General features: G+C 60.7%; 16 protein-coding genes. 8 read left to right on the top strand and 8 right to left on the bottom strand.

The genetic code is table 11. From position 1 onward, the window contains the following. The first annotated feature begins 190 nt into the window (after positions 1–190). Positions 191–3,985, top strand: coding sequence for a pullulanase-type alpha-1,6-glucosidase (gene pulA / locus VGL22_RS21840; protein WP_465269088.1), 3,795 nt, complete (start codon positions 191–193; stop codon positions 3,983–3,985). 57 nt (positions 3,986–4,042) lie between these two features. On the opposite strand, the gene htpG is transcribed toward pulA, so the two are convergent. After that, positions 4,043–5,932: a molecular chaperone HtpG gene (gene htpG, locus VGL22_RS21835; RefSeq protein ID WP_465269087.1), complete on the bottom strand. Its 1,890-nt coding sequence runs from the start codon at positions 5,930–5,932 to the stop codon at positions 4,043–4,045. A gap of 168 nt (positions 5,933–6,100) precedes the next feature. On the opposite strand from htpG, the gene VGL22_RS21830 reads away from it, so the two are divergent. After that, entirely contained in the window at positions 6,101–7,519 is a 1,419-nt protein-coding gene (locus VGL22_RS21830; RefSeq protein ID WP_465269086.1) for a hypothetical protein, read from the top strand. A gap of 26 nt (positions 7,520–7,545) precedes the next feature. Here VGL22_RS21830 and VGL22_RS21825 read toward each other — a convergent pair whose 3' ends face one another. Then, entirely contained in the window at positions 7,546–8,265 is a 720-nt protein-coding gene (locus VGL22_RS21825) for an NrsF family protein (protein WP_465269085.1), read from the bottom strand. Continuing rightward, positions 8,252–8,869 carry an RNA polymerase sigma factor gene (locus tag VGL22_RS21820; RefSeq protein WP_465269084.1) on the bottom strand — a complete coding sequence of 206 codons (618 nt, stop codon included), beginning with the start codon at positions 8,867–8,869 and terminating at the stop codon, positions 8,252–8,254. Before VGL22_RS21820 ends, VGL22_RS21825 begins: the two co-directional genes overlap by 14 nt. 213 nt (positions 8,870–9,082) lie before the next feature. Here VGL22_RS21820 and VGL22_RS21815 point away from each other — a divergent pair, with 213 nt between their 5' ends. From VGL22_RS21815 to VGL22_RS21805, 3 genes are all read left to right on the top strand, one after another. Next, positions 9,083–10,159, top strand: a complete 1,077-nt coding sequence (locus tag VGL22_RS21815; RefSeq protein ID WP_465269083.1) for a hypothetical protein — start codon at positions 9,083–9,085, stop codon at positions 10,157–10,159. Between the two features lie 285 nt (positions 10,160–10,444). After that, a complete protein-coding gene (locus VGL22_RS21810) occupies positions 10,445–10,912 on the top strand; it encodes a single-stranded DNA-binding protein (protein ID WP_465269082.1) in 468 nt (155 codons plus the stop codon). Between the two features lie 113 nt (positions 10,913–11,025). Beyond that, positions 11,026–12,102, top strand: a complete 1,077-nt coding sequence (locus tag VGL22_RS21805; RefSeq protein WP_465269081.1) for an NAD(P)H-dependent flavin oxidoreductase — start codon at positions 11,026–11,028, stop codon at positions 12,100–12,102. On the opposite strand, the gene VGL22_RS21800 is transcribed toward VGL22_RS21805, so the two are convergent. From VGL22_RS21800 to VGL22_RS21790, 3 genes are read right to left on the bottom strand one after another with little or no spacing between them, the layout of a single operon-like run. Next, complete coding sequence (locus VGL22_RS21800) at positions 12,103–13,023, bottom strand: dihydrodipicolinate synthase family protein (protein WP_465269080.1); 921 nt, start codon at positions 13,021–13,023, stop codon at positions 12,103–12,105. After that, positions 13,005–14,165 (bottom strand): NAD(P)/FAD-dependent oxidoreductase, encoded by a 1,161-nt coding sequence (locus VGL22_RS21795; RefSeq protein WP_465269079.1) that lies wholly within the window; start codon positions 14,163–14,165, stop codon positions 13,005–13,007. Before VGL22_RS21795 ends, VGL22_RS21800 begins: the two co-directional genes overlap by 19 nt. Positions 14,166–14,173: 8 nt before the next feature. Then, positions 14,174–15,130 carry a proline racemase family protein gene (locus VGL22_RS21790; RefSeq protein ID WP_465269078.1) on the bottom strand — a complete coding sequence of 319 codons (957 nt, stop codon included), beginning with the start codon at positions 15,128–15,130 and terminating at the stop codon, positions 14,174–14,176. Between the two features lie 51 nt (positions 15,131–15,181). Here VGL22_RS21790 and VGL22_RS21785 point away from each other — a divergent pair, with 51 nt between their 5' ends. The 3 genes from VGL22_RS21785 (at position 15,182) to VGL22_RS21775 (ending at position 17,747) form a co-directional block, all read left to right on the top strand. Continuing rightward, positions 15,182–15,439 (top strand): 2Fe-2S iron-sulfur cluster-binding protein, encoded by a 258-nt coding sequence (locus VGL22_RS21785; protein ID WP_465269077.1) that lies wholly within the window; start codon positions 15,182–15,184, stop codon positions 15,437–15,439. Continuing rightward, entirely contained in the window at positions 15,436–16,716 is a 1,281-nt protein-coding gene (locus tag VGL22_RS21780) for an FAD-dependent oxidoreductase (protein WP_465269076.1), read from the top strand. Before VGL22_RS21785 ends, VGL22_RS21780 begins: the two co-directional genes overlap by 4 nt. Positions 16,717–16,778: 62 nt before the next feature. Continuing rightward, positions 16,779–17,747, top strand: a complete 969-nt coding sequence (locus tag VGL22_RS21775) for a COX15/CtaA family protein (protein WP_465269075.1) — start codon at positions 16,779–16,781, stop codon at positions 17,745–17,747. 75 nt (positions 17,748–17,822) lie between these two features. Here the strand turns inward: VGL22_RS21775 and VGL22_RS21770 are convergent, their stop codons facing one another. Further along, positions 17,823–18,977, bottom strand: a complete 1,155-nt coding sequence (locus VGL22_RS21770; protein ID WP_465269074.1) for a M24 family metallopeptidase — start codon at positions 18,975–18,977, stop codon at positions 17,823–17,825. Between the two features lie 78 nt (positions 18,978–19,055). After that, positions 19,056–20,282, bottom strand: a 1,227-nt coding sequence (locus VGL22_RS21765; RefSeq protein WP_465269073.1) for an L-fucose/L-arabinose isomerase family protein, incomplete at its 5' end; no start/stop codon positions are given.

Below are 20,282 nucleotides of genomic sequence, written 5' to 3'. Positions count from 1 at the left end.
GGGGAAATGCCATGCGGTTTGTGGTCGCGCTGCCACTCGCCGGATCCGCACCCTCAGGCAGGACTGCAAAGGCATTGACATTCTCGCCGGGCCACTCTAGGATTCCGGCGCTGTATCAGCACCCTTTCTTCCCGCACTGGACCAGCAGGGTTTCCATAGCCCGGAGCCAACGATACGTTCAGGAGATTCCATGATTCCCGCAAGCAGAACGCAGATTCACGTTTTGAGGATCGCCGCGAAGACGCTGGTCCTACTGTTGGTATTGCTCACCGCGAACACGCTCTTTGCCAACAATCCCGCTGTACCGGCGGGCAAGATACGCGTCCACTATCATCGCCCGGACGGGAACTATTCCGGATGGGCGGTGTACGCGTTTGACGACACCACCGAGGACCAGGGCAACTACAACGGTGGCCCGGTGCAGATTGCGGGAAGCGACAGCTATGGCGCTTACTTTGACGTGGGTGTGACTAATGGCGCGCAGCAGGTTGGGCTGATTCTGCACAACCTTACCAGCGGCGCAAAGGATCCCGGTCCGGACGACTTTGTGGATCCGTCAACGATGGGGAACGAGTACTGGGCGTATTCAGGGATTGCGAAGTTCTACGATGTTGCTGTCGACCTAACTCATCCCAATGCCATTCTTCCCGGCTATGTGCGGATTCATTACCACCGCAATGATGGTAACTACGGTCCGTGGCGGGTTTATGCGTTCTATGATACGACGGAGTTCACCGGGAATTACAACGGCGGACTGGTCCCGCCAACCAGTTACGACAGTTATGGCGCTTATTTCGATGTGGGTGTAACCAGTGGCGCTCAGAACGTCGGCTTGATCCTTCACAATCCTTCAGCGGCGGGCGGCGACCAAAAAGATCCCGGGCCCAACGAGTTTGTGAATCCCTCGACGATGGGGGGCGAGTTCTGGGCTTACAACGGGATTGGGAAGCTATACAAGACGCAGGTCGACATTAACAACCCCAATGTGTTGCTGCCGGGTTATGCGCGCATTCATTACTTCCGCCCTGACGGCAATTACTTCAACTGGACAGTTTATGCGTTCAATGATACGGAGGAGTACGGCGGCGACTTTAACGATGGACTTACGGGCGTGACGAGTTATGACTCTCTGGGCGCGTATTTTGATGTTGCGCTGAAACCGAACGCGCAGGATCTCGGGTTTATTGTGCACAACATCGGCACCGGCGCAAAAGACCCAGGACCGGACATGCATCTCGCTGTCAACAGCAGCACCCAGGCGTGGGTGCTGTCGGGTGTGGATACGGTGTACACCACTACGCCCACGCAGGCGCAGATCCTGCAATCCGAGTTGGCAGGCCAGCAGGCCTACTGGATCGATCGCCAACGCGTAGCCATCCGGCCAGAGTTTCTCCAGACCGGCAGCACGTACGCGATTGACTTCAGCATTACGGGTGGCCTGGCAGCGACATCCGCGGGCATCACTGGCGGCAGCGCTATTCCGCTGGTGCCGGGAGGTTCGCTGACGAGTGATGAGTTAATGCGCTATCCGCAATTGGCGAGTTATGCGGTGCTGCAGATTCCGTCCAGTGTGCAGGTTTCCACTATCGAGACCGCGCTTACCGGGCAGCTTGCGTTGGCCGAGGTGAACGGGGGCGGGACGTTGCAGTATGCCACCGGGCTGCAGATTGCCGGCGTGCTGGACGACCTGTATTACTACTCCGGCAAGTTGGGCGTGGTGTTTCACCACGATGAGAACCGGGGCTGGCACGATTGGCCTGACGATGAGAACTACGCGGTAAAGCTCAAACTGTGGGCGCCGACTGCGCAAAAGGTGGCGCTGCAACTATTCGATCATCCGGATGATGCGGCGCCGTCAACCGTCATTCCCATGCACAATCACAACGGAGTATGGGTGGCACGCGGCACGGGTGACTGGAAGAACAAGTACTACCTTTACGCCCTGAATGTATGGGTGCCGGCGGATGGCGCCATTGATAACAACGTAACCAGCGATCCGTATTCGATCGACCTTGCAATCAACGGCACAAAGAGCCGCATCACTGATCTTGAGTCGGACGAGACCAAGCCGCACGACTGGGATGAGGATCGCTCGCCGCGGCTGGCCAGCGTGGGCGACCTCAGTATTTACGAGTTGCACATTCGCGACTTCAGCGTGAACGACAAGACTGTTCCGCAGACGGCGCGCGGCATGTACGACGCGTTCACGTATCCGCAGTCGGACGGCATGCAGCATCTTAGAACCTTGGCACGAAGCGGGCTCAGAGCGGTTCACCTGTTGCCGTCGTTTCACATTGCCAGCGTTAATGAGGACAAGAGCAAGTGGCTGCTGCCGGGCGATCTGTCGGCGTTTCCGCCGGATAGCGATCAGCAGCAGGCCGCAGTGCAGGCGACACTCGCGAGCCCGGCTTACAACTGGGGATATGATCCGGTGCATTACATGGCACCTGCTGGAAACTACGCCATCAACCCGTACACACGTGTGCGTGAGTACCGGTCGATGGTGCATGGGCTGCATCAATCGGGTCTGCGGGTGATTCAGGATGTCGTGTTCAATCACACGAGCGCGGCAGGCGAAGGACCAAACTCGAATTTGGACGAGGTGGTGCCCGGTTACTATCACCGGCTCGACGCGAACGGCAACATTGAGACCGGCTCGTGCTGTGCGGATACGGCTGCCGAACACAAGATGATGGAGAAGCTGATCATCGACACGCTTGTGCTGAATGCGCGCGTGTACAAGATTGATGGGTTCCGCTTTGACATCATGAGCTTCATGTTCACTTACAACATGCAGCACATCCAGCAGGCGCTCAACGCGCTCACGCTGGACAAGGATGGAGTGGACGGGAGCAGGATTTACCTGTATGGCGAAGGGTTCAACTTCGGGGATACGGCAAATAATCAGATAGGGCCGAATGCCTCGCAGGTCAATCTGTACGGCTTCGGCGTCGGCTCGTTCAACGATCGCATTCGCGACGGCGTGCGCGGCGGCAGTCCCTTCACGGATGAGCGTGTGCAGGGCTTTGCGACCGGGCTCTACACGGATTCGAGCACGTACACCAACAACACGATGCCGACGTCGTCACAGCAGTCGCAACTACTGCAGTACGGGGATTGGATTCGCGTGGGGCTTACCGGGGATCTGCGAGACTACACATTCCAGAACAGCGCAGGCTCAACTGTTACCGGCGCGCAGGTGGATTACAATGGCCAACCGACCGGCTACACGAAGAGCCCGATCGAGGCGATCAACTATGCATCGGTGCACGATAATCAGGACTTGTTCGATGCGGTGCAACTCAAGTCGAGCTTCACGGATGATATTGCGACGAGGGCTCGGCGGCAGGTGATGGGCATGAGCCTGGTGACGCTGGGCGAGGGGATTCCGTTCTTCCAGGCCGGCGATGATCTGCTGCGATCCAAAGATATGGATCAGAACAGCTACAACTCCGGTGACTGGTTCAACAAGATCGACTGGACAGGGCAGACTGCTAACTGGGGAATTGGTCTGCCGATTGCGAGCCAGAATCAGGGGCAATGGCCGCTGATGACGCCCCTGCTCTCAAACCCGGCGTACACGCCGCAACCGCAGAACATCGCAGCGACGACCGCGGCGTTCCAGGAACTGTTGCGCATCCGCTACAGCTCAGGATTGTTCCGCATGGCCACGCTGGCCGAGATACAACAGAACCTCACATTCCTCAACACCGGAGTCAGCCAGACGCCGGGACTGATCGTAATGAAACTCGATGGGAACGGCGGTAATTACGGCCCATACAGGCACATTGTTGTGGTTTTCAACGCAACCAATGCTCAAGTCAACTTCACTGACACGGTGCTGCGAGGGATGAAGCTGCGGCTGCATCCGGAGCAGCGTTCGTCCGCGGATCCGATAACGCGGCAGTCGACGTTCAACAGCCAGCAGGGAACGGCGACGGTGCCGGCACTTACCACCGCGGTGTTTGTCAGCGAGACGAACTAGAGAGGTAAGCGAAACGCGAAGCGCCTCCCTTGCGGGAGGCGCTTCGGTGTTTGTGGTTTATATTGTCTTATTAAGTACGCGGTTGAGTCGCTGGACGAAGGTTGCGGGATCCTGCAGGGGCACGCCTTCGAGCAGGAGAGCCTGGTCGAAGAGAAGCCAGGCAGCGTCTTCTACGTTGCCGTCGCCGGCATCGGCGAGCAGCTTGCGTATGATCTCGTGGTCGGGGTTGATTTCGAGTGTAGGTTTCAGCTCGGGAAGATCTGTCTGGCCCATGGCCTGCATCATCTGGCGCATGCGGGCGGAGGGCTCGTCCTCGTCAGAGACGATAACGGATGGGCTATCAGCGAGGCGCGCAGAGGCGCGGACGTCTTTGACGGCATCGCCGAGCGTGGCCTTGATCTTATCGAGCAGGGGCTTGAGTTCTTCGGCCTTGTCTGGCGTGGAGTCGTCTTTGAGGTCTTCTGAAGTGGAGGACTTATTGACGGCTTTGAGATCGATCTCGCCATATTTGGAGATTGAGGCAAATACGATTTCATCGATGTCGTCATCAAGCAGGAGAACCTCGACGTCCTTTTTCTTGTAGACCTCGAGTAAGGGCGAATTGCGCAGCATGTTCTCAGAGCTGCCGGTGATGTAATAGATCGCCTTCTGCTCGGGCTGCATGCGTTCCTTCGCCTCAGCCAGCGAGGTGAGCCCTTCCACTTTTGTCGACTTGAAGCGAACGAGGTCGAGCAGTATCTCGCGGTTGGCGAAATCGCCGTAGAGGCCTTCCTTGAGCTGACGGTTGTACTGCGTTACGAAGTCGACGTATTTCGCCGGATCTTTAGCGGCGATGGACTTCAACTCGGAGAGGATCTTCTTGACGCTGGCGGTGCGGATGCTGGTGAGCACCTTGTTCTGCTGCAGGATTTCGCGCGAGACGTTGAGGGGCAGGTCTTCCGAGTCGATGACGCCGCGCACGAAGCGGAGGTACTGGGGGAGGAGATCGCGTGAGTCTTCCATGATGAACACGCGTTTGACGTAGAGCTTGACGCCGCCCTTGTAGTCGGATTGGTAGAGGTCGAGGGGGGCCTTGGAGGGGATAAAGAAGAGGGTGGTGTAGTCAAGTGTACCCTCCGCGCGGGTGTGAAACCAGAAGAGTGGGTCATCCCAGTCGCCGTTTGTGGACTTGTAGAACTCCTTGTAGTCCTCGTCCCTGAGCTCGGACTTGGGGCGCTGCCACATGGCGCTGGCGGCGTTGACCTGCTCGGTGGTGCGAGTCTTGATGGACTCCTTTTTCTCCGCGTTCCACTCGCTCTTGTCGTAGATGAGGAAGATGGGGAAGGCGATGTGGTTGGAGTATTTCTTGACGATCTCCTGCAGGCGGTAGGAATTCGCATAGGGGGCGCCGTCCTCATTGAAATGAATGAGGACGGTGGTTCCCGCGGTGGTGCGGGCCTGGTCGCCGGAGACCTCTTCGATTTCGAAGCCGGACTTGCCGTCAGAGGTCCACTTGAAGGTCTTGTCTTCGCCGGCTTTGCGGGAGACGACTTCAACCTTGTCAGCGACCATGAATACGGAGTAGAAGCCCACGCCGAACTGCCCGATGAGGTTGGAGTCCTTGCGGGCGTCGCCGGAGAGCTGGGCGAGGAAGTTTTTGGTTCCGGAGCGAGCGATGGTGCCGAGGTGGGAGACGAGGTCCTCCTCGTTCATACCGATGCCGGTGTCGGAGAGGGAGAGGGTCTTGGCGGCCTCGTCGAGTTCAAGGTCGATACGGGGCGGGTCAATGCTCTTGCCGACGAGGGACTTGTACGTTTCGTCGGTCAGGGTGAGATGGCGCAGCTTGTCGAGTGCGTCAGAGGAGTTGGAGATCAGCTCGCGAAGAAAGATCTCGGGGTGCGAGTAGAGGCTGTGAACGATGAGGTGGAGTAGCTGGCTGACTTCGGTCTGAAATTCTTGCCTTGACATAGCACTTTTTATTATCGCGAAAGACACGACCGGAGTGGAAGGCGGGAAGTAAAGGACGAGCGGGCGGGGTTTCGGAAGGTAGGTTGAGGAAAATCGCCCTTGACGGCGAGGGCGGGCGCGCGTAGTTTCCCTCTGTCTTAGAAATCCTCACCCCGGAGGGTAAGAACTGTGAAAGAAGTCAGCAGAAGGAAATTTTTCAGTTATTCACTGGGTGCAGCCGCGGCAGCGGGTCTGGCTCCCGTCGCTTTTACGGGTAGCGCACACGCCGCAACGCTCAAGGCCAGACCGGACGTAAGCCCCCGCGCCTATCTGGATTCGCTTGGGAAGGCAATCGCGTTTCTGAACCAGATGATGGATGCGTATGCCGCGGGCAGCGCGGTGCGGCTGATCCAGAGCTACGCGGATCAATCGGGTTTGCTCTCGACTGCTTTCACCTATGACAACGCGGTGGCGATCCATGCTTACCTGCTGCACGGAACGCCGGACTCGCTGGCGCGAGCCAGCGTGCTGGGCCAGGGGCTGGTTTATGCGCAGGCCAGCAACTTCCCGTTCAATGACGGCAGGTTCGCCCAGGCGTACTTCAGCAATGCGGCGGCTTCCGGCGGGCAATTTATCACGCCGGCGGCTTTTCCGTTTTACTTTTACACCAGCGCGGTTGGCGATCAGGCATGGGCGGGCATGGCGCTGGCGCAGCTCTATCGGCGCACACACAATGCCGCGTTTTTGAATGCGGCGCTGCAGGTGGGCAACTGGATCGTGACCAACGCTTACGACACCAACGGCCCGGGCGGGTTCCGCTTCGGAACGAACATCAATCAGTACAACCAGTCGGTGCCATCGCCGAACGGCAAGTCGACCGAGCACAACATCGACGCGTACGCTTTCTTCACCATGCTGGATAAGCTGACCCACGGCGGCAGCGCGAGTAACGGCATGTCGTGGCATGCCCTGGGGGCGCATGCGCGGGCCTTTGTTGTGGCGATGTTCAACGCAACCGATGGATATTTCTTTACCGGAACCCTGGGCGACCAGGTTTCGACCAACTACTGGCCGATACCGGAGGACTGCCAGACGTGGTCGTATCTTGCGTTGCTCAGCAACCAATACCGGCAGAGCATTGACTGGGCGCTGAAGCACCTGCAGACGACCGACAACGCCTCAGCCACCAACAGCAACCTCACGGGCAGCGAGTCGTTCACCGGGATGGTGTTTGATTCGGCGAGCCTGATTACTACGGTGGAGGGCTGTGATCCGAATGCGGTGTGGCTGGAAGGCACGGCGCATACGGTTTCTGCGCTGGTGGCACGTTCATTTGACAGTACGGAAGGCTTTGCGGTGCGGCTAGCTGATCTGCAGAGTGCGATGCGCTTTGTAGAGACCTGCGAGTCGGCGCAAACCGAGCTTGGAGTGGGGCAGACGGTGGGCGGCAAGCCGATTGCGACAGGGGAGGGCCTGGTGGCGGCCACGAGCGTGATGGATACGGGATTCGGGTACACGTACGGCCCATCGAAACACGTTGGAGCCACGGGCTGGTATCTGATCGCGGCCCATGCCGGTAATCCATTCCAACTCGGGTATGTGCCTTAAGGCTGGGGGCAGATGCCCGTGAAGTTTCAGGCCTTGCCGGTGGCTTTCTGCCGCTTCGCTGCAATCGATGACAAACCCCAGCCCCACAGTGCTCCGAGGGCGGCGCTGACCAGGAGTACACCGGTGTGCCAGACCAGCACGTGTGGGGCCTCAAAGTTGGGGCAGTGCAGCTCAAGCATGCCTACTCCAGCCAGGCCGGCGAGCGTTCCCGCGGCCAGTCCTGCGGAAACGCGATTGACCGCATAGCCGCGTCGCAAGACGAGCCAGCTCAGCAGCCCGGCCGGGATGGCGTGCAGCAGCCCGAGGCTGAGGCAGACTATTCCCGCATGCAAGAAACGGGTGGTCTGATAGTCGCGGAAGCAGAATGCCAGAACGGTTATCAGGCATAGGGCGGAGGCAGCGAGCAGAGCGCCGGGAGAGACTCGCCGCCGGCTACCCGGGATCATGGAGCTTACCATTTGATTGGCCGCCGCGAGCACCAGAAGTGCGAGCGCTGAGAAGACTGCGCAGCGATCCAGCCAGCTCATTTTGGCGATGCCCGCGAACCCCAGTGCGGCTCCTCCTGCGAGCGCAACGAGGGCGCAAATGGATGCGACCGCCGAGGCCATTGCCGCGGGCGCAGGCAGGGGCCGAACGGGGTGCATGGATCCTGCCACGGAGGCGGCAATCCGCTCCAGCGTCTCGGGATTCGGGCCTTGGAGGGGCCGCGCGCTGTTCAGGCGCTCATCGATTTCACGGTCGTTCAACGTGCGCCTCCGTCTTTTTGCTGAATCCCAACACCGCCCTCAATTTCTTGTAGGCCCGATGCGCCTTCTGCTTCACCGATCCCACAGTGGACGACGTGGCGCGGGCGACCTCCTCCAGGGATAGCCCCTCCACCTTCAACAGCTCAACTACCTCCCGCTCGCCCGGCGACAGCGGCGCCAGCAGTGCGTCTAACTCGTCATTCCGTCCGGCGGCGGCCAGATGCGTGGCGCCGGGAATATCTTCCAATTCCCGCTCGCGCAGAGACGTCCGCGCCGCCTTTCTGTAGTGATCCACGCGCACGTGACGGGCGATGGCATAGAACCAGGCTACGACCGGCTCACCGGGCCGATAGGTGTGTCTCACCTTGTGGATCCGAAGCCACGTCTCCTGCAGCAGGTCGTCAGCGGCCGCACGGCTGACGGGCTGCGCGGCGAAGAAGCGGTAGAGCTGCGGGCTGATGGATTGGATCAGAGTCGTGGCCGCAGAGAGATCACCCTCCTGATAGAGGGTCATCAGCGTGGCGAGATTCTCTTGTGCGTCCATCAGCGGTGTCTCTGCAATCAGTATCAGCGCCGGCGACATTGCCGCAAGACACTCCCGCATTCTGGCCTGCCTCTTTCATGATTCGCTCAGGCAGGGCGGAAAGTTACGGGCAGGTTTATTTTGCGCGTCGATTGAATTCTTCAGGGACGCGCGTAACTTTTTCGGCTGCGGAGGCGAATTCATGTTCAGCAAACCTGCTCCGGCTTTCCGGCGGAAACCTGCACTCTGCCACACGGAGCGATTCCTCCAAAGGCATTCACGAAGGAGATCCCTATGTTTTTCGAAGCAACCAGGCAGTCTTCTCCCTGGCGCATCAGCATTTTGGCCGCAGTTCTGAGTCTCGCTGCCGCGTCATGGGCTTCCGGCGAGGAGCGCGGCACGCTGATCCTCACCAGCACCAATGACCCCGCACACAACACGGTGGTGGTCTTCAAACTTGACACCCACGGAACCCCTTCTCTGATTGCTTCGCAGACGCTCCCTACGGGCGCCAAGGGAGGCGCCTCAGGCAACGCAGGAATCCTGCAGATGCAGCATAATCTGGGAGCGGTTGCGAATTTCGGGTCGAACTCCGTCACCCAATTGGTGCGCCATGGTGACTTCATTGGCGCCGGGCGCAGCATAGCGCTCGCGTCTGATTGCACCGGGCCCGATTCCATTGCGCTGAGCGAGGAGGAACTGTACGTCGTCAGCACCGATTGCGCGGAGAGCCACTCGTGGCCTTCCGGACATCTGGACGGCGGGGTCGTTACGCTTACGGATAACTCTGCCGCGCAGATCGTGGCAGGCAAGACCTGGGCCGCAGTCACGATGAAGTCCGGGTCTGTGCTGCAATTGGACATGTCTGGACACGACGGCGCACTCAATGGTTCGAGCACCAGCATTGCGCTCCCGGATGATGCCAACAATACACCGCTTGGCGCGGGGTTCTGGGGGGATGTGCTTGGCTTTACACCTGCGCACAGTGCGGACAGTTTCGCGATCGTTGATGCGTCCCGCAACGTGTATCCCGTCGCGGGGCCCACGCCGTCGTATCCATCCAATGCGCCGTGCTGGGTGGCCAAGGGCCCGAAGAGCATCTGGTACACCGCTAATTCGCCCGGTCAGGCCATCTCCATTTTCTTTAGCGACGACAAGGGCGGGGCGTTCTACAAGTCGGTGCCTGTTCCGGGCACGCCCACGGACATTACGGTCTCGCCCGACCGGAACTGGCTTGGGGTGATTTACACGGCAGCAGGAGCGGCGCATGTCGCCGTTTTCTCCATCGACAATTACGGCGGCCTGACGCTGGCTGCCACCTCGCCCGCGGTGGGCGCAGCGCAGTTCAACGGCGTGGCCATCAGCCAGTAAACATCGGTTGCCGGCGCGGCGAGCCAGTGCTCGCCGCACCGCGTCTTGCTCCGATTTTCCTCTCCCTGCTGCCTTGCTGCGTCACCCTCGCGCCCCGGGAAGTGGGCTACCGTTTATACTTTCGGAGACCGCAAGGAATTCAAGGAAAGGAGCGTCCGCTACCTTCACTGACGGGCTGAGAATCCCCGCATTCCGCGGCTTTAACAGCGGAACCTGCGGGGCATTTGTGACAGCCAGAATTCACAGTGACAGAGCGATTTAGCAGCGGACAAGAGGAGCAGGGACATGGCGAAGAGTGTAAACAAAGTAATTCTGCTGGGGAATGTGGGCAAGGATCCTGAGATTCGTTCCACGGGGGGTGGAACCATGGTCGCGAGCTTCACGCTGGCGACTTCAGATCGATACCAGGATGCGCAGGGAAACTGGCAGGACAAGACCGAATGGCACAATCTGAAGGCGTTCAAGCGCACTGCGGAGATTGTTCGCGACTACGTGAAGAAGGGCACCAAACTCTACGTTGAGGGCAAGATCACGACGAATAGCTGGGACGACAAGGAGTCAGGCCAGAAGCGCTACCGAACGGAGATTATTGTCAACGATCTGTCGTTGCTTTCGGGCCGTGACGACTCTGGCGGCGGCAGCAGCGGCGGATATAGCCGGCAGTCGAATACCACCTCGTTCGATCAGCGTCCCGCCGCGGGCCCCGACGAGTTTGCGCAGACCGAGATCTCGGACGACGATATCCCGTTCTAGTTAGGACCTGAGCATGAGCGCGCTTGCGAGCGCGTTCTGTGCTCAGGCACACGGTTCGATCCGCTGGAACTCTTGCGTTCTTTCCCCGCGCAATCTCATCGAGTACACCCTTCATGATTTCAACTGCGATCACGCGCCGATTCGAGCTTTCCTGCCCGGTGTTTCAGGCGCCGATGGCGGGGGGAGGCGACACGGGGGAGCTGGTGGCTGCGGTGTGCAACGCGGGAGGCATGGGCTTTATCGGAGCAGCGTATCTTTCCGCTGAGCAGATGGTGGAACGCGGCGGGAAGATTCGGAGCCTTACGGATCGCCCGTTCGGCATCAACCTGTTCGCGCCGTTGCCTGCGCCGGCGGAGGACGACACTGCGATCGACCGGGCGGTGGCACGGATTACCCCGTATTACGAGGAATTGGGGCTGCCCGCACCGCAGCGTCCTTCACTTTCTGCGGCCCGCTTTGATGATCAGCTTGCGGCGGCGCTTGAATCGGGAGCAGCTGCATTCAGCTTCGCCTTCGGACTCATTCCTGAGCCTGCAATGACGCGGATCAAGCGGAGCGGGATTTATTGCCTGGGCACCGCCACCACCGTGCGGGAGGCGCAATTGCTGGCTGAAAGCGGCGTGGATGCGGTGATCGCCCAGGGCAGCGAGGCCGGCGGACATCGCAGTTCGTTCGAAGCCAGCTTCGAAGCGGGCATGATCGGCTCGCTAGCCCTGATTCCTCAAGTGGTGGATGCCATTTCCATTCCAGTGGTCGCGTCGGGCGGCGTGATGGACGGACGAGGAATTGCAGCGGCGCTGATGCTGGGGGCTTCAGCGGTGCAGATGGGAACGGCGTTTCTGACCTGCGAAGAAGCGGGGATTTCAGCGGGCTACAAGGACGCGATTCTGGCTGCGAGGGAAGACCAAACTCAGATCACGCGCGCGTTCTCAGGCAGGCCCGCACGAGGCATTGCCAATCGCATGCTGAAGGACTACGAGAGCGCGCAGGACGCAACGCTGCCGTTTCCGCTGCAGAACGCGCTTACGCGGCCTCTGCGCAATGAAGCCGTAAAGCAGAACCGGCCTGAGTTCCTGTCGTTGTGGGCAGGGCAGGGAGTCCGCATGGCGCGCCGCGGGCCCGCAGCGCAACTGGTCAGCGCGTTGCGAGAGGAACTGGAGCAGACCGTCGGCCGCATTGCACCCCGATGATCACGCGCCCAGCACCGTGCTCTTCAGGGCGATCGCCGGCCGATTTTTGACAGCCTGCGCCCACGCGGCCCGCGTTTGTGCGAGTTCCGCGCCTTCGAGTTGCAGGCGAGGCGGCCGCACCCGCGCGGAGCCTACTGCTGCTTCTTCCTGAACCTGCTTGATGAGCTGCACGAACTTTGGCACCGTATCCATGCGCAACAGAGGCAGAAACCAGCGATAGAGCTCGAAGGCATCCTGCTTGCGGCCCTCTGTGGCCAGGTTGAACAGGTCAACCGACTCGCGCGGCAGAGCGTTCACCAGTCCTGCGATCCATCCTACGGCCCCTGCTTCAATGCCCTCGACAATAGCGTCGTCCACGCCGACGAAGATTGCGAGCCGATCGCCGGTGAGCGCTCGAATCGCGGTTACGCGGCGTACGTCCGTCGAGGACTCCTTGACTGCGGCGAGATTCTTGAACTCGCGTGCAAGCTCGTCGATTTGCTCCGGAGAGAAGTCGGTGCCGTAGGCGATGGGGTTGTTGTAGAGCATCGCGGGCAGTTCAGTGGCGGAGAGGATGGCCGCGATATGGGCCTTCATCTCGCGCCAGTCGCCTTGATACACATATGGCGGCAGAATCATGAGCCCTTGTGCGCCGGCATGAGCGACTGATTGCGCGAGTGCGACCGCCTCAGCGGTGGAGAGCGCGGAAATGGCTGCGACCACGGGAGTCTGCGGCGATACGGCTTTGACCACGGTCTGCACAGCGGAGATTTTTTCATCGAATGTGAGCGTTGCAGCTTCGCCAAGCGAGCCAAGGCAGACAATGGCAGTGCATCCATTGGTGCGCAGCCAGCGTGCGTGGCGCGCAACAAATTCGTGGTCAACCTTCAGCTGTGCGTCAAACGCCGTGGTCATGGCAGGCATTACGCCTTTCCATTGCATAGGGACTCCTCGTGGCCTTGAGATTGTAGACCTTTGTATCGAGATGGCAGGTATGGCTCTGGTGCGATCGCCGGCTGCCGGCCCGTGAATGCAGCAGTGATGAGCTCGGCGGTGCCGAGCGAGGTGGTGATGCCGAGCCCCTCGTGGCCGGTGGCGAGCCAGATCGAATCATCTGCGGGGACTGGGCCGATGAGCGGCAGCTTGTCTGGTGTGGCAGCGCGGAAGCCAGTCCACACACGGATGGCGCTCATGGAAGCGATTGCCGGCATGTAGAAGGCGGCACGCTGCAGCATCGCAGTGAGCATGTGCTGGTCGACTGCCGAATCGTCATTGCCGTACTGGCGTGATGAGCCGATGAGCACCTGGCCCGTGTTGCGCGGTTGCACGTTGAATGCGACGGAGTCTGTGCCGATGGAATGCGCGCTCTTCAAATAACCGAGTTCCACAAGCTGATGACGGACGAAGCCTGGATAGCGATCAGTGATGACGAGGTGGCCTTTCCGTTTCTTCACCGGGATGTCTGCTCCGAACTGCGGGGACCAAGCGCCCGTGGCATTTACAAGGCGCGGAGCAAGAAGGAGGGAACTGTCGTCGAGAACCGCTTCGCCGTGCGCCATCCGCACCACGGCGTGCTCCGGGAAGAGGCGTGCGCCGTGCGACTCTGCTTCGCGGGCAAGGTGCAGCGCTACGGTGGGCGGATAGACGACGCCATCTTCAGGCACCAGCAAAGCGCCGGCTAATCCGCTGCGAAGGTGCGGCTCTTTGTCTGCGAGCTGCTCGGCTGTGAGCAAGACAGCGGGAACGCCCCGCTGTGTGTAGAAGGCGTGCTTGCGCTCGGCTTCTTCCATCTCCTCAGTATCGGCGGCGATCCACAAGGTGCCACGCTGTTCGTACTCGCAGGAGGCGGGCAGGTGAGCGCTGAGCTCATGCCACAGGAGCTGGCTATAGCGGGTGAGGGCAAACTGCGCGTCGGAGTCGTCCATCACCACGATGTGTCCCATGCCGGCGCCAGTGGCTCCGCTGCCCAGCACGTCGCGCTCGACGAGCGCCACGCGCATGCCCTGGCGCGCGCATGCCGCTGCACAGGCAGCGCCCACAATGCCTCCGCCGGCAATGATCACGTCGCACGAGGAACTCGACATCGCGTGCCTCAGCCAATTCCTTCACGGAACGGATCGGCACAATCGAAGAGGAGGGTCGATTCCGCGGTGATGAAGGCGGACCCCGTAATGCTGGGGATGACCTGACCGTTCTCGATGCGAACGCGGCCTTCAAAAACGGTGCCCAGGATGCCTTCCTGCCGCCAAGTGTCGTCCTGCGCGAGTTTGCCGTCGGCTACCAGGCAGGCCATTTTGGCGCTGGTGCCGGTGCCGCAGGGCGAGCGGTCGTAAGCCTTGCCTGGGCACAGTACGAAATTGCGGCCATGATTGGCAGGGTCATGCGGATTGCTGAACAGCTCAATGTGATCGATCTCTGCGCCGCCGGAGCCCGTGATGCCCGCGCGGCTCAGGGCGCCGCGCACGGCCCAGGTGAATTCCGTGAGCTGATCGACACTCTCGAGCCGCAGATCGAAAGGGTGATTCTTGATGAGGAAAAACCAGTTTCCGCCCCAGGCGACATCGCCAGCGAACCCGCCATATCCCGGCACCTGCACGCGCTCGCCTGCGATATGTCGGAAGGCAGGCACATTCTCAATGGTCGCGGTGTTCGGCGACTCGAGATTTACGCCGACTGTGCCCACCGGCGTTTGTATGCGGTGCGTGCCCGGGCCAATGCGGCCGAGATAAGCAAGCGTGACAGCGAGGCCGATGGTGCCGTGGCCGCACATGCCAAGATAGCCGGCGTTGTTGAAGAAGATGACTGCGGCGGCGCAATCGGGCGAGTCGGGCGGCAACAGCCATGCGCCTACGATAACGTCGGACCCGCGGGGTTCGCACAGAATAGCGCGGCGCCAGTGATCATGGTCGACGCGCAGCCGCTCCAGTCGCGCCGTAAGTGGTCCGCTGCCGAGGTCAGGGCCGCCCGCCAGAACGCAGCGGGTTGGCTCACCGGCGGTGTGCGAGTCGAGTACCGTAATTTTGGCGAGAGGGTTGTGGGGCGGAGTCATTGCCGGGAATCACTCAAGCGAAGTATACAGTCCGCTACAATCGAAATCGTCGTGAGTTCCCGCGAGACAATCGAGCCCATTTCGATTTTGGTGAACGGACAGACGGTTCGCGTGCGAGCAGGATCCAGCGTGGCCGCTGCGATGATGCTGGCGGGCGCGGCTTGTCATGTGTCGGTGTCGGGCGAGGTGCGCGGGCCGCTTTGCGGCATGGGCATCTGCATGGAATGCCGAGCCACTGTAGACGGGGTTCCGCACGCGCGGACCTGCCAGATGGCGGCGCGCGACGGCATGCGCGTGGTGACTGGATGAGCAGCGAGGTTGTGGTGGTGGGCGCGGGCCCGGCGGGTATGGCTGCCGCTGTTGCAGCGTCTGAGAGCGGATGCCGCGTTCGGCTGCTGGACGACAACTCTTCAGCGGGCGGGCAGGTATGGCGTGGATACGCGTCGAACGCGGGCGACAGGGACACTGCGCGTTTTGCCGCGCTTATGCGGCGATTGCAATCAGTGCAGGTTGAGGTGCATGCAGGTACGCGGGTGGTGGCACAGCCTGCTCCTGGAATGTTACGTGTCGAGAGCGACGCAGGCAGCGCAGATCTGCGCTACGACAAGCTGATACTCGCAACTGGCGCGCGCGAGTGCTTTTTGCCATTTCCCGGATGGACGCTTCCTGGCGTTCTGGGAGCCGGCGGCCTGCAGGCATTGGTAAAAGGCGGGCTGCCGATCGCCGACAAGCGCATCGTCCTTTCCGGGAGTGGTCCCCTTCTGCTTGCGGTTGCAGCCAACCTAGCCAAGAAGGGCGCGGAGATCGCGGGCGTGTTTGAACAGGCGCCGCTGACGCGCTTGCTGAAGTTTGGCGCAGGCCTTTCGGCGCATCCAGGGAAGATCGTCGAGGGCATTCACTATCGTATGGCATCGCGCTCAGCTGCCTATCGCACGAGCGCGTGGGTAATGCGCGCGCATGGGCGCGATCGACTGCACTCTGTGGTCGTCAATGTCGGTGGGAGCACGCGCGAGATTCCCTGTGACTATCTGGGGTGCGGATTTCATCTGATTCCGAATTCAGAACTGGCGCGGCTCTTAGAATGCGCGATTGAGAACGGTTACGTCCGGGTGGATTCCGCCCAACAGTCCTCCGTGCCTGGTATCTACGGTGCGGGCGAAATAACCGGCGTGGGCGGCCTTGAGAAGGCCCTGGTTGAAGGGGAGATCGCGGGCCTCTCCGCGGCCGGACGGGACGCAGGCAGATTCTACTCACGGCGGAAGAAGCAGATTCGCCTTGCGCAGCGGCTGGATGCGACGTTCGCGCCGAGGGCCGAGCTGCGGGCGCTTGCCGCCCCGGATACGATTGTGTGCCGTTGCGAGGACGTGCGCCGGGATGCGCTGGAGAAGATGCGAAACGCACGTGAAGCCAAACTCCACACGCGCTGCGGCATGGGGCCGTGCCAGGGGCGCATCTGCGGTCCGGCGTCGTCGTTCCTCTTCGGGTGGGATTCTCAGAGTGTTCGGCCGCCGCTCATGCCGTCCCGCATTCAGACCATCGCGACGGAAAGCTCGGTCTTGGCTTCGTCTCCAAAGGGGCAAGATTAGGCGCGCGGGAAGGTTCAAGGGATCTGTTCTAAACTGAAGGGTACTTCCGGAGTTTTCCTTTCATGTCCTCTGCTGCAATCTCAGTCGATGCCGGGCGGCTTCCATCGGCCGCTCTGCGCCGTTTTGCGTGGGCCGTTCTGGTGTATTTCATCGCGGTAATTTTGTGGGGTGGCCTGGTGCGCGCGACCGGTTCGGGCGCAGGGTGCGGCGATCATTGGCCGCTCTGCAACGGTACTGTGGTGCAGCACTCACCGCGCCTCGACACCATGATCGAATTCACGCATCGCTTCACCAGCGGCATCTCGTTCTTCTCCGCCGTGGGCCTGCTGGTGTGGACATTCATGGGAACCATAAAAGGTCACCTGGCGCGCGGTGCAGCGGTTGCAGCGGTTGTCTTCACGCTCATTGAGGCGATCCTGGGAGCCCTGCTGGTGAAACTCGGGCTGACGGCGCAGAGCCAATCGCCGTTGCGCGCGCCCTATCTGGCGCTGCACCTGACCAACACGCTGCTCCTGCTCGCGGCCCTCACGTTGTGTGCTCATCTGCTCAGCCGTAGACGCGGTTACACGCGAGACACGGTGCGGATGGTTGCGCCCGCCGGAGCTATCGCTGCTGTGATTGTAGTGATGATGGTGGGCGTGACGGGGTCGCTGGCGGCTCTGGGCGACACGCTGTTTCCGGCAACGTCGCTGGGCGCCGCGCTGGCGCAGGATTTCTCCGCGACCAGCGGATGGCTGGTTCGCTGGCGCTGGACGCACCCCACGGTTGCCGTCCTCGCCAGCGTGTTCCTGATCTGGTTGTTGGTGCGTGCTTCGCGCCGAACGGCGCACTGGGACAATCGGAGACTATCCGTGCTGGTGCTGGCGCTGCTGGGCGCGCAATATGTGCTGGGGGTGCTTGATGTGGTGCTGTTGGCGCCCACGTGGCTGCAGATTGCGCACCTGCTGGGAGCCGATGTGCTGTGGGCGGCACTGGTGGTTCTGACTGCGCGGCTCACGCTGGAACCATTGCAGGCGGACATCAGGCCTTAGTTTAGGGGATCGGTTTTTGAAAGGGCCACCATTTCATTTGCGAATGGTGGCCCTCCTTCTGTGTCGTCGCGCGGATTATTTCACCAGCACTCCAGCAGCAGGATACACTTGGCCGTTTACACTCGCCTCGATTACGGGCAGCTGCGGCGTTGCGGTCAGCCACTCGATTTTGCTGTCGCGCAGGAGCGCCGTATCTTCCGCCTTGCCCCCGCGGATGCTCGGGTTCCACGCGAATGCCTGATTGTTCACTACGGCCTCGGTGCCGTCCGGCGTGGCCACCCACTCGCGTTCGCCGTACCCGGTGGGGCCGCCCTGATGATGGAAGCGCTCTTCGCCGGGGTATCCCTCGGCCGCGTAAGCGTCCTGTGCCACTTTGAACAATTGCGCTGAAGTTGTTCCTTCACGCGACGCATCCAATAAAGCCGCATTTACCTGCGCCGCAGACTTGAAGCGGGCCGCGAGCTCATCCGGCAGCTTGCCGAAATGCACAAAGCGCGTAATCGAAATAGCCAAGCCGAACTTGCGCGAGCAGAGGTTTAGCATGCCGTATTGCTTCAGACGCGCGCCGCGCGGTACCGCGTGTTTGTACTTGAAAATGCGATCGTCCACCGCGAAGAGATACACCGAAGGCAGAATGCCACGTTTCAACAGGTTCGCAGCCGTCATCGCTTCCATGTCGTACTCGCTCATGCCCGGCTCGACGTTGTTGAGCGACTCAGCCGTGGCGGCGGCCGTTTGTGCGCCCAGCCACTTGTAGCGCTCAATCTCTGTGTCGCTCAACGACTGCCGCAGCGGAAACAGATTGGCCGCCGTTGTGCGGGGCAACGGGGTGTCGAATGCAAGTGCACCGCCAGCCAGTTTTTCTGCCGTTTGCAGCGTGTCATCCGCGAACCACGGAAAGGTTACGGGCTCGAAATCCAGCGCGCCGAACTCTTCCTCATGGAGGCGCGGTGCTTCATTCTCGGTTGTGAAGTAGTAGCGCTTACCCTCCGCAGTAACCAGGATTGAGGCGACGCCAGTTTCAGCCGGCGTGAGCACGCGTAACTCCACCGCACCTCCCGTGATCCACGCGACATTCTCATTACGGCGAATCAGCATTCCGGCTACTTTCTGACCCTTAATCCATTCGACGAGCCGCTGGTGCTTCTGCTCCAGTTCGTCATTCCAGGCAGACTGGGCCACCAGCGTAGTTCCGCTGATCACAAGATCCTTGTTGATTCTCGTACTCATAAATGCGGTCTCCTGAATAAACTCCCCGACGTGCGAAGGGCGTTGACTGTTGTCAACGCCCTTCTGTGGCTGTCCGGCTTAGTCTTCAAGCCCGGGGTGGTAGTAGCTTTGCCACCCAAGGTAATTGCTTGCGGCCTCGTGCACGGCCTTGGCAACGTCAGAGAAGTTGGCGGCCACGTGATGTTCGAAGCCTTCGCGGCAGATGTACTTCAGCAGCTTTTGCAGTTGCGGAATCTGCGCCACGCCGGCGCCGCCGAAGGTCTCCAACGGATCGTCGGTGAAAGCCCCCGGCCCGGTGTAGCCGCGGATGATGCCCTGCTGATCGTCGGTGGAGTAGCGCGCAAAGCTCATCACGCCCGGCTTCACGCGGCCCACGCAGGTACCGAAGGTGTTCAGCTTGCCGACAGTGCCGGCGATGATTTCCTGGTAATCCATGCGGACGTCATTGAAGAAGTGCTTGGGCAGGTTCGAGCAGTGGAAGCAGACGCACTTGTTGGGATCGGAGCCGTAGTTGTTGTTCCAGTCGAGCAGCGCGGAGGGGCTCTGGCTGGCCAGCGCCAGCATATACATGCTCAGCACGCCGGGCACGTCTACTTCGCAGGCGGAGGGGAACAGGTTGTTCGACATCATGCTCATGATGGTGCACGGCACAACGCCAAAGAACTCTTCCATCGAGGTCCAGCACTGCACGGCGGAGACGGTGGAATGCGTCTGCGTCATCCAGCCGTCGATTACGGCGCCCAGCTTGGCCATTTTGAGCAACGCTTCGTCAGGGATGCCCTTCGTGGTGACGTAGCTCTTGATGGCGGCCAGCTTGCCCTGGGCCGCGTCGTCGTTGTCCTTCATGCGGTTGATGCGGCCGAAAATCTCCGACAGATCGAGCGTGTCGACGGAGATGCCGCTTTGTTCGAGCAGACGCTCGGAGTAGCGCACCGTGTTGAACGCCGCGGGACGCGCGCCAATGGCGCCAATCTTCAGGTTTTTGAGGCCCTTCACAATGCGACAGACGGCGGAGAACCACTCGAGGTCGGCTTTGAACTCGGGCGAGCTAACCGATTCAGTGTGCAATGTGGTGAGCGAGTACTTGATGCCGTACTGCATCATGTTGTTACATGCGCTCATCTTGCCGCAGAAGGAGTCGCGGCGGACGGCGATCGTCATGTTGTCGCTGCGGTCAGGAGTGGCCTGTACCAGCACCGGAACTTTGAGCCCCGAAAGGCGGATGGCATCGACGATGCCGCGCTCTTCGCCAAAGTTGGGCAAGGTTACGATGATGCCGTCGATCTCCTCCGCATGCTTTTTGAA

It is taken from the genome of Occallatibacter sp., assembly GCF_036502485.1.
Classification (GTDB): domain Bacteria; phylum Acidobacteriota; class Terriglobia; order Terriglobales; family Acidobacteriaceae; genus Telmatobacter.
The sequence above is the reverse complement of the archived record's forward strand: the minus strand, read 5'-3'. Positions and strand labels throughout refer to the sequence as shown.

Excerpts from the sequence above, each read along its gene's own strand:
- VGL22_RS21780 (WP_465269076.1), top strand. The coding sequence starts at position 15,436 with ATGAGCAGCGAGGTTGTGGTGGTGGGCGCGGGCCCGGCGGGTATGGCT.
- VGL22_RS21800 (WP_465269080.1), bottom strand. The coding sequence starts at position 13,023 with ATGCAATGGAAAGGCGTAATGCCTGCCATGACCACGGCGTTTGACGCA.
- VGL22_RS21775 (WP_465269075.1), top strand. The coding sequence starts at position 16,779 with ATGTCCTCTGCTGCAATCTCAGTCGATGCCGGGCGGCTTCCATCGGCC.
- htpG (WP_465269087.1), bottom strand. The coding sequence starts at position 5,932 with ATGTCAAGGCAAGAATTTCAGACCGAAGTCAGCCAGCTACTCCACCTC.
- VGL22_RS21820 (WP_465269084.1), bottom strand. The coding sequence starts at position 8,869 with ATGCGGGAGTGTCTTGCGGCAATGTCGCCGGCGCTGATACTGATTGCA.
- VGL22_RS21805 (WP_465269081.1), top strand. The coding sequence starts at position 11,026 with ATGATTTCAACTGCGATCACGCGCCGATTCGAGCTTTCCTGCCCGGTG.
- pulA (WP_465269088.1), top strand. The coding sequence starts at position 191 with ATGATTCCCGCAAGCAGAACGCAGATTCACGTTTTGAGGATCGCCGCG.
- VGL22_RS21795 (WP_465269079.1), bottom strand. The coding sequence starts at position 14,165 with ATGTCGAGTTCCTCGTGCGACGTGATCATTGCCGGCGGAGGCATTGTG.
- VGL22_RS21790 (WP_465269078.1), bottom strand. The coding sequence starts at position 15,130 with ATGACTCCGCCCCACAACCCTCTCGCCAAAATTACGGTACTCGACTCG.
- VGL22_RS21815 (WP_465269083.1), top strand. The coding sequence starts at position 9,083 with ATGTTTTTCGAAGCAACCAGGCAGTCTTCTCCCTGGCGCATCAGCATT.
- VGL22_RS21810 (WP_465269082.1), top strand. The coding sequence starts at position 10,445 with ATGGCGAAGAGTGTAAACAAAGTAATTCTGCTGGGGAATGTGGGCAAG.
- VGL22_RS21770 (WP_465269074.1), bottom strand. The coding sequence starts at position 18,977 with ATGAGTACGAGAATCAACAAGGATCTTGTGATCAGCGGAACTACGCTG.